Source organism: Streptomyces sp. NPDC039430, from assembly GCF_055639435.1.
In genome coordinates this window covers 368455-381371 of sequence record NZ_JBVKAK010000008.1, presented here as the reverse complement: position 1 = coordinate 381371, position 12917 = coordinate 368455, and the positions used below count along the sequence as shown (strand labels likewise).

Below are 12917 nucleotides of genomic sequence, written 5' to 3'. Positions count from 1 at the left end.
ATGAGCCGAATCTGCTTGGTGGTTCCCAGTAACAAGTTCGACCAGTACTTCATCCAGATCCCCCTGGACATCCTCATGGCCGCCGGCCAACTGCGCGCGGAGGGCCATGACGTCACCGTCTGGGACCAGCGGCTGCAGGACGCGCCGCCGGGTGGCGACGACCCCGACATCCTGCTGATCTCCTCCGCGATCGCCGACCGGGCCCAGTGCTACCCACTGGACCTGGGCCCGATCAGGGCCGCCACGGACGTCGCGAAAGCCCGTTTCCCGGGCGCCCGCACCATCGCCATCGGGCCGCACGGCACCCATCTGCCCGAGGCGACCAGGCTCGACCTCGGGGTCCAGCACGTCGCCCTCGGCGAGGCGGACTCGGCGGCCGTCCAGGCCGTCCGCAGCCTGAGCGCGGGCGTGACGGCCCCGGTGCTGTCCGGCGATGTCGCGCCCGCCTCCCCGCTCGCCATCGTCGGGGACCGCCCGAAGCCGTATCCGAACATCCCCCTGGAGGAGTTCGCGCTCCCCGCCTACGACCTGGTTCCCCTGCGGAACTACACGGCCGAGGTCATCGTCGACGGGCTGCCCCAGCCCGGCCCCTGCGGGATGGTGCTGGCCGCCCGCGGCTGCACGTACGGCTGCACGTTCTGCCATCTGCCGTTCGGCAACCGTATGCGGATCCAGCCCGTCGACCGGGTGATCGCCGAAGTGGAGGCCCAGCAGACGGCCGGCCTGGACTTCCAGTTCTTCCTGGACTACGTCTTCGGCATCAACAAGACCTTCTACACCGACATCTGCCACCGGCTGCGCGGCCAGGGAGTCGGCTGGGTCGGCCAGACCCGGGCCGAGATCGTGCTGAAGAGCGATGTCACCGAGTGGGCCAGGGCGGGCTGCCAGGGCATGTGGCTGGGCGCCGAGTCGCCCGCCGTGGCCGGTACGGGCGTCCACAAACGCGTCAGCGAGCAGCAGATCCATGACGCCGTGCTCAAGCTGAAGGACGCCGGGATCGTCCCCTTCGCGTTCATCCTTCTCGGACTTCCCGACGACGACGCCTGCATGTCCGACTGGCTGGTCGACTGGGCGGGCGGTGTCCCCGGGTGGTTCGGCATCAACCAGCTGTTCCTGCGCCCCGGGACCAGCCTCTACGACCAGCTCGCCCCGCGGTACAACGACGGCGTGATGCCCACGAGCTGGCGCGAGATCCAGGAAGTGACCCGGCGCTACCGCGAGCGGTACCCGGCCGATCTGGACGACCAGGAACGCCGTCTCACCACCCTGCCGAACTACCTGGGGAACGCCATTGTCCCGGTCGGATGATCCTGTGGAGCTGAGGTTCGGGATCATCGGCTGCGGGTCCATCGGAGGCTTCCTGGGGCGGCTCCTCACCCGGGAGGACCCCGAGCTGAACGGCCGGGCCCGGCTGACCGCCGTGGCCGGCCGGGAACGGACGCGCGCCCGGGAGCTCGGCGCCGAGCTGGGCTGTGACCACCACGACGTGCCAGAACTACTCGCCCGTACGGACGTGGACGCCGTCCTGCTGTGCACACCGAGCGGAACACACGCCGACCTCGGAGCCGCCGCGCTCCGCGCGGGCAAACACCTGCTCGTCGAGAAGCCCATCGATGTGTCACCCGCCGCCGCCGACCGGCTGATCTCGGTCGCGCGGCAGGAGGGCGGCACGCTCGGTGTGGTCTCCCAGCGCCGCTTCGACCCCGCGACCCGCCTCGCCCGGTCGGCGATCGACGCCGGAGAGCTGGGACGTATCACCTCCGTCCTGATCGAACTGCCCTGGTGGCGCGAGCAGTCCTACTACAGCTCGGGCAGCTGGCGCGGCACACGTCTCCTCGACGGGGGAGGGGCGCTGATGAACCAGGCCGTGCACGCGGTGGACCTGGCCCAGTGGCTGGCCGGACCTGTCGTGGAGGTGGCCGCGCACACCGCCCTGCTCGCCCACCACGACATCGAGGTGGAGGACGTGGCCACCGCGAGCCTGCGGTTCGCCGGCGGCGCGCTCGGCGTCCTGCTCGCCACCACCGCCGCCTACCCGGGCCGTACCGCCCGGATCTCCGTGCACGGCGACCGGGGCTCGGTGGTCATCGACAGCGACGAACTGGAGTACTTCCACGCCGCGCGCGAAGGTGAACGGGCGCCCGCCTACGGGGCGTTCGGCAGCGCCAACCAGGCCGCCGACCACGCACCGTCCCAGAAACGCGACACGGCCAGGGACCGCATCGGTCTGCTGTACCAGCCGCATCGTGACCAGCTCCTGGACTTCCTCGACGCGGTACGGGACGGCAGACCCCCGCTGGCGGACGCGGCGGCCGGACGGCAGGCGGTGGCCGTAGTGACCGCCGTCTACACATCGGCGGCGACCGGAGGACCGGTACGGCTCGGTACCGGCACGCGACACGAGGAGGGCACACCGTGAGCGATATCGCGCAGGACAGGGAGGCGGACCGGAAAGCGGCGCTGGCCCTGCTCTTCGACCGCAGCGCGCCGACCTACGAACGGGTCGGGGTCGAGCACTTCAACGACCTCGGCCGGCGGCTGGTCGACCACGCCAAGGTCACCACCGGGCAGCGGGTGCTGGACGTCGGGTGCGGCACCGGCGCCGTGCTCGTTCCCGCCGCCCGGGCGGTCGGACCCGAGGGCGAGGTCATCGGGGTCGACCTGTCCGGCGGGATGGTGGCGCGGGCTCGGGAAGAGGCGGCCCGGCAGGGGCTGCTGCACCAGGTGCGGGCCGTCGTCGGCGACGCGGAGACCGTCGCCCTGGCGGACGTGCCCACCGCACCGGGTTCCTTCGACACCGTACTCGCCGGGATCTGCCTGTTCTTCTTCCCCCGCCCGGGGGCCGCCGCCGCCCGCTACCGGGAACTGCTCAAACCGGGGGGCCTGTTCGGGGTGTCCTGGTGGGGGCGGCCGGACCCGCTGTGGGACCCGGTGTACGCCGCCGGCGCCCCGTACGGCCGGGGCCCCTCCTCGCACACCCTGCCCGCCACGAGCCCCTTCCGTTCGGTCGACGCCCTGCACACCATGCTCGACGAGGCCGGCTTCACCGAAGCCGAGACGGCCGAGGAGGACTGTGTCACCCACTTCGCCAACGCCGAACAGTGGTGGCGGTGGGTGTGGTCGACGGCCGGGCGCCAGTTCTGGGAGAGCGTCCCCGACGACGAGCGCGAGAAGGCCGTCGCCGCCGTGAACGCGGAACTGGACACGCTCAAGGCCCCCGACGGAAGCCTCACCATGACCTCGAAAGTCCGGTTCACCCTGGCCAGGAGGTCCTGATGGGCACGGCTCCCGCCAGGACGGACCCGTCCGCCACCACCGTTCCGACCCGGTACGCGCTGTTCTCGCCGGAGTGGCTCGGCGGCGCGGACTCCGCGTTCGCCGCGCTGCCGGCCGACGAGAGCGCCGCCATCCGGGTCGCGCTGGACATCACCGACGCGCCCGAAGGCACCGCCGACGCGCTCGACATCCTGATGGATCTCACGACCGGCGCCCTCCGGTTCGCGGCGGGCCACAGCGCCGTACGCCCCACCCTCGCCTTCACGCTCACCCACGCGGACGCCGGCACTCTGCTGTTCGGAGACCAGACGCGCCGGACACGTCTGTTCGAACACGGCGGCCTGCGGCTGGAAGGCGCGTTCCTGTTCGTCTTCTTCCTCGACCGGATCCTCCAGCAGGACGTATCGGGAGGGCTGGCGAGACTGCGGGCCGAAACCGCCGGTCTCGCGCACCCTCAGGGCCCGCCGCCCGCACGGCGGGCACACCCTCCGGGCACCGGCCAGGAGGACGAGGCGGCGGCGGTGGAGGCGGCCCGCGACACGCTGCCGCGGACCATGGCCGTCCTGCGCGCCGAGCTGGGCCGCACCACCCCCGGCGCGCAGCTCTATGTCTCGCACGCCCCGTCGCGTACCGCCGTCTCCGTCGCCCTCGGGGACAGCCGGCCCCACGAGCCCTTCACCCGCCGGTCCTGGCCGATCTGGTACTGCTGCTCCAAAGCGGTCGGGGCCGTGGCCGTCGGACAGCTCTGGGAGCGGGGGCTGGTCGACCCGCTGCGTCCCGTCGCCGCGTACCTCCCGTGGTTCGAGGGCGAGGGACGGGAGAACATCACCCTTTTCCAGCTGCTGACCCACACCACCCCGGTCCCCATGGCACTGGACCCCCTGCACGGCACCTTCGCCGCACCGGCGGAAGTACGCCGCGAGCAGCTGCGCACGATGCGGATCCCACCGGGCGCGGAACCGGGGACCAGGATCAACTACGCGCCCTGGTGGGCCTGGTTCCTGCTGGCGGACATCGTGCGGGCGGTCGACGGCCGGAGCTACGAGCGCTATCTGACCGAAGAGGTGCTGGCACCCTGCGGGATGACGGACACCCGGATGGTGCTCACCCCCGAGGAGTACCGGGAGGCGGCCGGCCGGCTGCCGCTGATCCACATCACCGGAGGCGGCTTCCCGGCGGAACCGACGCAGTGGTACGCCACGGAGGACTCGTGCACCCGCCCCATCCCGGGGCTCAACATGCGCGGACCGATCCAGGACCTCGGCCGGTTCTTCGAAACGCTGCTGGCCGACGGACAGGGAACCGGCGGCCGGATCCTGCGGCCGCAGACCGTCATGGCGATGACGGCCCGCCACCGCGTCGGACTCACCGACGCCTTCGGCAATGCCGACTGGGGGCTGGGATTCCGGCTGGAATCACACCACCTCGGCAAGGAGTACACAGCATTCAGCCACTACGCCTCCCGTCGTGCTTTCGGCCACTACGGACTGTGGACGTCCGTGGCCTTCGCCGACCCGGACACCGGAGTGGTGGCCGCCGTGCATCTCAACGGCAAGGCGTCGCAGGACGAACACCAGGAACGGATGCTCGCCATCGGCGACGCCATCCATCACGATCTCGGCCTCGTGTGATGTGCCGGTTCTTTCAAGAGGGGAATCAGAATGACTCTGCCGCGGAATGACGCCGGATCTCCCGGACCGGCCGGATCTCAAGGACCAGCAGGATCTCCCGGATCTCCACACGCCATCATCGACATCGCCACCGCCTTCTGGAAGTCGAAGGTCTTGCTGAGCGCCGTTGAACTTGGCATATTCACCGAGCTGTCCGGGCGGTCCCGTACGGCCGAGGAACTGTGCGCGCGGCTGGGGATCAAAGGCAGGGGAGCGCCCGACTTCCTGAACAGTCTGGTCTCCCTGGGAATGCTGGAGCGTACGGAGGGGCGGTATCGTAACTCCCCGGTGGCCGAGGAATATCTCAACCCCCACAAACCTGCCACCGACGTGTCCGGATATCTGTCCTTCCTGAATTCCGGATTCGGTTGGTGGTCCCGGCTCTCCGAAGGGCTGCGCAGCGGCGACCGGCTCGATTTCTCCGGGGCCCTGGCCGAATCGGGCGGCGGCGACGGCCGTACGGCGGGCGACGGCACCCTGGTGGAGGCGGACGCCACCAGCGACACCTTCGGCGAGGCGTTCGCGACCCCCGACCAGGTCACGGGCTTCGTCCGGGCCATGACCGGCTACAGCATGGGGGCGAACCAGGCCATCGCCACCGCGTTCGACTGGAAGCCGGTACGCACGGTCGTGGACGTGGGCTGCTCCGAGGGCGCGCTGCTGGCCCAGGTACTCGGCGCGCACGAGCACCTGAACGGCATCGGGTTCGACCTGCCCGCCGTGAGCGACCGCTTCACCCACCACCTCGGCCAGGCGGGGGTCACCGACCGGTCCCGGTTCGCCGGCGGCGACTTCTTCCACGATCCGCTGCCGGCCGGGGACGTGATCGTCATGGGCCATGTACTCCACGACTGGAACCTGGACATCAAGCAGATGCTGATCCGCAAGGCCTACGACGCGCTGCCGTCCGGCGGCTCGCTGCTCATCTACGAATCGCTCATCGACGACGACCGCCGGACCAACACCACGGGGATGCTGACCAGCCTCAACGTCTCGCTGGTCTCCGCCGGGGGACTGGGCTACACCGGCGCCCAGTGCCGGGACTGGCTGACCGCGGCGGGCTTCCGGTCCGTCGCCGTCAGCCACCTCGACGGGCCCGAATACATGGTCGTCGGCGTCAAGTAGACGGATCCGGCCAGATGACGACCGACGAAGGCGAGTTGTCCTTGTCGCGGACCGCACCCGGCGGCTGTCCCCGGACCACATTCGGGGGCAGCGATCCGTCCGGGGGCGTCCCCCCGTCCGGCACCATTCCCCCACGAGCCCCCGGACAACAGGTGGTTGCCGCGCATACTCAGCACGCCACCGGGGTGCAGCGCGGCCCTATGCTCCCCTACCTTCCACGGCACCCCGTACCGGACGTGGTGCGTGTGCTCGCGCCGACCGGCGACCGGCTCTGGCTCGTCACCCGGTACGAACTCGGGCGTCAGGCGCTGACCGACCCCCGGTTCAGCCGGGCCCTGGCCGTGGCGGAGTCGGCACCCGCCATCCACCCCCTGCGGCCGGACCCGGTGGCCCTCACGAGCCTCGATCCGCCCGCGCACGGCCGGCTGCGCAAACTGATCAACCGTGCCTTCGTCCCCGAGGCCATGGCCGCCCAGGAGGGCCCGATCCGGCGGACGGCCCGTGCCCTCCTCCGGGACAGGCGCGCGATCGACCTCGTATCCGGCTACGCGATGCCGCTGTCGGCCTCGACGATCTGTCAGGTACTGGGCGTACCGGAAGCCGAACAGGACCGGTTCTCCCGGCTCGCCGACCGGGCGCACGGCATCACCCCCTGCTCACCGCGGGAGTCGGAGACGGCCAGGCGCGAACTGCGGGCGTACTTCGAAGCGCTGGCGGATCACGCCCGCCATGACCCCGGGGAGGATCTGCTCGGCACGCTGATCCGGGCCCGCGAGCAGGACGGCGCGCTGGACGAGCGGGAACTCCTCGCCCTCATCGAGCTGCTGCTCAACGCGGGGTACGAGACCACGATCGGCCAGATCGGCCTCGCGGCGCTCGCCCTGCTGGAACACCCCGCGCAGTGGCGGGAGATGGTGTCCCGGCCGGAGGTGATCCCGGGGGCGGTGGAGGAACTGCTGCGGTACGCGCCCGTCGTCCCGATCAGCTTCACGCGCGTGGCACGGCAGGACATCGAGCTGGGCGGGGAGCTGATCAGCGCGGGGGACGGCGTCCTGGTGTCCCTGCTGCACGCCAACTTCGACGCGGCGGAACATACGGAACCCGAAGCCCTCGACGTCCGGCGCGACATGCCCAGGAATCTGACGTTCGGGCATGGACCGCATGTGTGTCTCGGGGCCCAACTGGCCAGGCTCCAGATGCGCGTGGCCCTGGAAGAACTGGTCAGGGCGGCCCCCGGGCTGCGCCTGACCGTGGCCCCGGCCGCCCTGCGATGGCGGCCCGCCGAGGCCGTCGTGCGCGGGCCGACCACGCTCCCCGTTTCATGGTGAGGCGCGGCCCGGGGAGTTGAGAGCCGAGGGAGGTGAAAGCCCGGGGGGTTGAACGCCCCGGGAGCTGAAACGGGACGCCGTGCGGCGGTGAGCCCGTTCGCGGGGGCGACCACCCCGGCCCGTCGTCCCCCGCCTGTCGTCCCTCGTCCTCCGTCCCTGGTTCAACACCCGTCAGTCCCTCGCCCGTCGCGGCCTTCGCGGCGGGCGAGGGTTTTTGCCGTCCCGCCGCGTTTACGGGTGACGCGGTAAATTAAAGGTAAAGCTATGGCTGGAGTGCACTGGCGGTCATTGGTACGTACCGATGGAGTCGAGCGGACAATCAGTCCGGCGAATCGTCACCGTATGACCGATCCCTCCAGTACGTGGACGGAAGGGAAAATGCCAGATAACTCCACCGCCGAACTCGCGGTTTTTGGCGCGTAATTGCTCACGCAACGTTCATTCGTGCGTTCTCGCCGGTTCGCGGTTCCCGCCCGGGGGACGGTCGGGGGCGGACAACATGGCGGCGCGCTTCACGGAGAGGTGAAAGCGCGAGAATGGCGAGTATGCGTCGTATCCCGCTCGCCCGGTTTCGAGTCCGATTGGCCTCCCGGAACCGGCGAAGTGATGCCCGGTCGGGCATGTCGCGAACGTTTGCATGAGGAAGCCGGGTCCGCACGCACTCAAGACAGTTCGCACTCGACTGATTACACTTGATAACCACGAGGTTCGGATTGCGGTGATTCTGCGTTCCTGGGTTTCAGCAACACATTCCTTGAGTGCAAAGGTAGGACGATGAGTTGGGCGAGCCGACGGGATTACGTGGCGGAATTCGGTGAGCTGCTGGCGGAAGCCGGGCCACATCAGGGCGGTGTGATGGCCCTGCACGGAGGGCCTGGGACGGGGAAGACCACGCTGCTGGGGAGATTTCGCGAACACGCCGCGGAGTCCGGAGCGTTGTATCTGGCCGCCACCGGTTTCCGGAGCGAGAACGACGTTCCCTTCGCCACCATCGAGCAACTGACGCACTCCTCCGGCATGCCCGAGGAGGCGCGGGCGGCCGTACACCGGTTGTGGGAGGACGGCGTGCCCCGGGGAGCCTCCGACCGCGGGCATGTGGAGCGGATGCGGGACCTGACCTCTGTCCTGGAAGCCGCCGCGCGGGAAACGCCCCTGGTCGTCGCGGTCGATGACGCCCAGTACGCGGACGAGTTGTCCCGCTCCTGTCTGCTGCATCTGGCCCGGCGTGCGCAGAGCAGCGGAATCCTCATGGTCATGACGCTCGACCGGTCGATGGGCGAGGGCCACATGGACCGGGCGGAGGAGTTCCTGCTCGTTCCTGGCTGCCGAGTGGGGGCGATCACGCCCCTGCCGGAGGCGGAGGTACGGCGGCTGCTGGAGAGCAGGCTCGGCGCGGACGCGGCGAAGGAACTGCACGCCCCCGTCCACCGTGTCAGTGGGGGCAGCCCTGCTCTCGTGTACGCGCTGATCCGCGACCACAGGGCCGCCGCCCGCAAGGCCGCCCCGGCCCCCGGTGCGTCCGGTGAGGGGGGTGTCGTGGTGGGCGAGACCTTCGAGCGGACGTATGTGGCCCGGCTGAAGCACCATCCGCAACTGCTCTCGTGCGTACGGGCGCTGGCCGTCCTCGACCGGCACGCGACCCCGGCCCGGCTGGAACGGCTGCTGGACCGCGGCCAGGAGCGGCTGGCCATGGAGATGCGGGAACTGGAGATGGCGGGGTTGCTGGAGGACGGCGCGTTCCGGCATCCGGCCGCGCGCAGGGCTGTGCTCAAGGCGCTCGGCGGGGACGAGTGCGCCGGGCTCCATCAGCGAGCGGCGGAGGTGCTGCGCGCCGAGGGAGCGTCCGTGACCACGGTGGCGGAGCATCTGATGGCCGGCGGGGCGATACCGGACGAGGCGGGCGTCGCGGTGTTATTACGCGCGTCGCGGCAGTTACTCGCTGAGGGGGACGTGGACGCCTCGCTCCGGTGCCTGCGCCTGGCGGACCGGGCCGGGCTGGAGGAGCCGCAGCGGGTGGAGGTCGCCCTGGGACTGCTCGGCGCGCTGTGGTGTGTCAACCCGGCGGCGGCGGAGCCGGAGGTGAGCCGGCTGATGTCCGTGATGCGTGCGGGAGAGCTCAACGCGCGGTCCGTCCACGCGCTCGTCACCTGGCTGTTGTGGTTCGGCCGGACGAAGGAGGCGGGCGAGGCGATCACTCATCTGGAGAAGCCCCACGACCCACGTGATCCGCGTGCGAGGGAGCGGCTGGCGGCCACCCGCACGATCGTGGCGCACTTGAGTCCGGCCCTGCTGCCCGAACTGCCGGAGCCGGATCCGCTGTCGGGCACGCGCGACACCATGTCGGCCGCCTACCTGGAGCACGCGGCACACATGTCCCGCGGCAGCTCACGCGTCCCTGTCGGCGACATCGACCCGCTTGTCCTCGGCCATGTCGAGACGGACTACGGAGAAACGTTACCTCCCCCCGTCCCCGGACCGCGGTACTCCTGGGACCGTGACGCCATCACGCTGATCGAACTGCTTCAGCACGGGGATCTGCCCCAGGCCGAGAGACTCGGCACGGCGCTGCTCGACCGGCTTCCCGGCGAAGGATCTCCCGCGCGCGTCGCGATCTTCCGCAGCGTCCACGCCTATATCGCCCTGCAACGAGGCGAGACGGCCACGGCGGTCACTCGCGCGGCCACCGCTCTGGAACTCCTTCCGCACCACGGCTGGGGTGTGGTCATCGGCTCTCCCCTGGCCACCCTGGTGGCCGCCCACACCGCCATGGGCAGGTTCGACGAGGCCGCGCGCTACCTCGAATACCCCGTCCCCGAGGAGATGTTCCACTCCACCGTCGGTCTGTTCTATCTGGTCGCCCGCGGCCACCACAGCCTGGCCACCGGCCGTCCCTACGCGGCTCTCAACGACTTCACCGCCTGCGCGCCGCTGGCCGAACGCTGGCACTCACCCTCACGTCACCTCCTCGGCTGGCGCACCGGAACCGCCGAGGCGTACGTCGCACTCGACGAACCGGCCCGCGCCCGCGCCATCATCGAACGCGAACTCGCCGACGTCGGCCCCCGGCCCTCCCGCTTCCGCGGCAACGCCCTGCGCGTCCTGGCCGCCGCGAGCCCGCCCGGCGAGCGCGAGGAACTCCTCCGGGAAGCGGTGCGCATTCTGCGCCTGTCCGACAGCCGCCTCGCCCTGGCGCGCGCCCTCGCCGATCTCGGCCATACGCACACCGACAACGGCCATGAGCAGGAGTCCCGCCCCCGGCAGCACTCGGCACAGCAGCCCGGACACCGGAGCGACACCCCGGCGTCCCCGTGGATGACCTGGACGCCCAGCCGGCCCCGTACCACCGCCGGCCTGCCCGCCGTCACCTCGGCCCCCGCCGACAAGCCACTTCTCTCCGACGCCGAACGGCGCGTCGCCGCCCTCGCCTCCGAGGGCAAGTCCAACCGGCAGATCGCCCGGCACCTCTACATCACCGTCAGCACCGTCGAGCAGCACCTCACACGCGTCTACCGCAAACTCTCCGTCCGGCGCAGGGCCGAACTCACACAATTCCTCGGACTCCTCACCAACGGTATGGACTTCCCCGCCGACTGACCCGGCATATCGAAGGGTTACCATATGAGCGCCGCCTAGCTCGAAAGATAATCCTGTGACTGTCACTGAGGAATCGTTCACCAACTGGAAGCACCGCGAGGAGATCGCGGAAGCGATGATCCCGATCATCGGGAAGCTGCACCGGGAGCGGGACATCACCGTCCTGCTGCACAGCCGCTCCCTGGTGAACAAGTCGGTGATCAGCATCCTCAAGACCCACCGGTTCGCCCGGCAGATCGCCGGCGAGGAACTCTCGGTCACCCAGACGCTTCCGTTCCTGCGCGCCCTCACCACGCTCGATCTCGGCCCTTCGCAGATCGACATCGGAATGCTCGCCGCGACGTACCAGACCGACGACCGCGGTCTCTCGGAGGAGGAGTTCACCGCCGAGGCCGTCGCCGGCGCCACGGGAGAGAACAAGATCGAGCGCCGCGAGCCGCGCGATGTCGTCCTCTACGGCTTCGGCCGCATCGGCCGCCTCCTCGCCCGCCTGCTCATCGAGAAGACCGGCTCGGGCAACGGCCTGCGGCTGCGCGCCATCGTCGTACGCAAGGGCGCCGGCCAGGACATCGTCAAGCGCGCCTCGCTGCTGCGCCGCGACTCCGTCCACGGCCAGTTCCAGGGCACGATCACCGTCGACGAGGCGAATGACACGATCATCGCCAACGGCAACGAGATCAAGGTGATCTACTCCGACGACCCGACGGCGGTCGACTACACGGCGTACGGCATCAAGAACGCCATCCTCGTCGACAACACCGGCAGGTGGCGTGACCGCGAGGGTCTGTCGAAGCACCTCCGCCCCGGCGTCGACAAGGTCGTCCTGACCGCGCCGGGCAAGGGCGACGTCCCCAATGTCGTCCATGGCGTCAACCACGAGACGATCAAGCCGGACGAGCGGATCCTGTCCTGCGCGTCCTGCACCACCAACGCGATCGTCCCGCCGCTGAAGGCGATGGCGGACGAGTTCGGTGTCCTGCGCGGCCATGTGGAGACCGTCCACTCGTTCACCAACGACCAGAACCTGCTGGACAACTACCATCAGTCCGACCGCCGCGGCCGGTCGGCGCCGCTCAACATGGTCATCACCGAGACCGGTGCCGCCTCGGCCGTCGCCAAGGCGCTGCCCGGCCTCAAGGCGAGGATCACCGGCAGCTCGATCCGCGTCCCGGTGCCGGATGTGTCGATCGCGATCCTGAGCCTGCGGCTCGCGCGCGAGACCACCCGCGAGGAGGTCCTCGGCCACCTTCGCGACGTGTCGCTGAACTCGCCGCTCAAGCGCCAGATCGACTTCATCAGCGCCCCCGACGCGGTGTCGAGCGACTTCATCGGTTCGCGCCACGCCTCGATCGTGGACGCCGGGGCGACCAAGGCCGAGGGCGACGACGCGATCCTCTACCTCTGGTACGACAACGAGTTCGGCTACTCCTGCCAGGTCATCCGCGTCGTCCAGCATGTGTCGGGGGTGGAGTACCCGACCTACCCGGCCCCGGCTGTCTGATCCGGAGCGAGGGGCGCGCCGGGGCCGCGCCCCTCGGACCGCCGGCTTCAGCCGGTCGGCTTCGAGCCGCCGCGGCCCTGACCCAGGGCGCGGGCGCACCACCCGATGAGCACGGCATTGACCAGCGCGCCGAGACCGATCGCGAAGAAGATCATGGAGGTGTGGTCCGGCAGCACGATCACGAGAAGGCTGACCGGTGCGGTGGCGATCAGCGGCACCACCCCGGCGAAGGAAGCGTCGGGGTTGTCGCCGACGCTCACCACCACGGCCCAGATGGCCAGGGCCGCGATCACGCCCAGATAGACGCGGGCCAGAACGCTGCCGAGCGCGAGGCGCACGGTGCGCAGCACCGGGTGGGTCGACGTGGACTCGGTCATGACGGTGGTCTCCTTGTGTGTGGTGCTCATGGCCGCACCTGTCCTC

The 12917-nt window shown here is 70.2% G+C and carries 9 protein-coding genes; 8 read left to right on the top strand and 1 reads right to left on the bottom strand.

What is annotated here, in order from left to right; translation table 11 throughout:
- The first annotated feature begins 18 nt into the window (after positions 1-18).
- The 8 genes from ACZ7LS_RS22070 (at position 19) to ACZ7LS_RS22035 (ending at position 12494) form a co-directional block, all read left to right on the top strand.
- Entirely contained in the window at positions 19-1308 is a 1290-nt protein-coding gene (locus ACZ7LS_RS22070; protein WP_382519742.1) for a B12-binding domain-containing radical SAM protein, read from the top strand.
- A gap of 4 nt (positions 1309-1312) precedes the next feature.
- Entirely contained in the window at positions 1313-2419 is a 1107-nt protein-coding gene (locus ACZ7LS_RS22065) for a Gfo/Idh/MocA family protein (protein ID WP_382519741.1), read from the top strand.
- Positions 2416-3276 (top strand): class I SAM-dependent methyltransferase, encoded by an 861-nt coding sequence (locus ACZ7LS_RS22060; protein ID WP_382519739.1) that lies wholly within the window; start codon positions 2416-2418, stop codon positions 3274-3276. Before ACZ7LS_RS22065 ends, ACZ7LS_RS22060 begins: the two co-directional genes overlap by 4 nt.
- Positions 3276-4907: a serine hydrolase domain-containing protein gene (locus ACZ7LS_RS22055; RefSeq protein ID WP_385130523.1), complete on the top strand. Its 1632-nt coding sequence runs from the start codon at positions 3276-3278 to the stop codon at positions 4905-4907. Before ACZ7LS_RS22060 ends, ACZ7LS_RS22055 begins: the two co-directional genes overlap by 1 nt.
- A gap of 30 nt (positions 4908-4937) precedes the next feature.
- Positions 4938-6071, top strand: coding sequence for a methyltransferase (locus ACZ7LS_RS22050; protein ID WP_382519735.1), 1134 nt, complete (start codon positions 4938-4940; stop codon positions 6069-6071).
- A gap of 200 nt (positions 6072-6271) precedes the next feature.
- Positions 6272-7399: a cytochrome P450 gene (locus ACZ7LS_RS22045; RefSeq protein WP_385130520.1), complete on the top strand. Its 1128-nt coding sequence runs from the start codon at positions 6272-6274 to the stop codon at positions 7397-7399.
- Positions 7400-8173: 774 nt separating this feature from the next.
- Entirely contained in the window at positions 8174-10993 is a 2820-nt protein-coding gene (locus ACZ7LS_RS22040) for a helix-turn-helix transcriptional regulator (protein WP_382875686.1), read from the top strand.
- Between the two features lie 55 nt (positions 10994-11048).
- Positions 11049-12494, top strand: coding sequence for a glyceraldehyde-3-phosphate dehydrogenase (locus ACZ7LS_RS22035; RefSeq protein WP_382519729.1), 1446 nt, complete (start codon positions 11049-11051; stop codon positions 12492-12494).
- A 47-nt stretch (positions 12495-12541) separates the two neighbouring features.
- Here the strand turns inward: ACZ7LS_RS22035 and ACZ7LS_RS22030 are convergent, their stop codons facing one another.
- On the bottom strand, positions 12542-12901 hold the full coding sequence (locus ACZ7LS_RS22030) for an SCO4225 family membrane protein (protein ID WP_382519727.1): 360 nt from the start codon (positions 12899-12901) through the stop codon (positions 12542-12544).
- Between the last annotated feature and the right edge of the window lie 16 nt (positions 12902-12917).

Excerpts from the sequence above, each read along its gene's own strand:
- ACZ7LS_RS22055 (WP_385130523.1), top strand. The coding sequence starts at position 3,276 with ATGGGCACGGCTCCCGCCAGGACGGACCCGTCCGCCACCACCGTTCCG.
- ACZ7LS_RS22050 (WP_382519735.1), top strand. The coding sequence starts at position 4,938 with ATGACTCTGCCGCGGAATGACGCCGGATCTCCCGGACCGGCCGGATCT.
- ACZ7LS_RS22045 (WP_385130520.1), top strand. The coding sequence starts at position 6,272 with ATGCTCCCCTACCTTCCACGGCACCCCGTACCGGACGTGGTGCGTGTG.
- ACZ7LS_RS22040 (WP_382875686.1), top strand. The coding sequence starts at position 8,174 with ATGAGTTGGGCGAGCCGACGGGATTACGTGGCGGAATTCGGTGAGCTG.
- ACZ7LS_RS22030 (WP_382519727.1), bottom strand. The coding sequence starts at position 12,901 with ATGAGCACCACACACAAGGAGACCACCGTCATGACCGAGTCCACGTCG.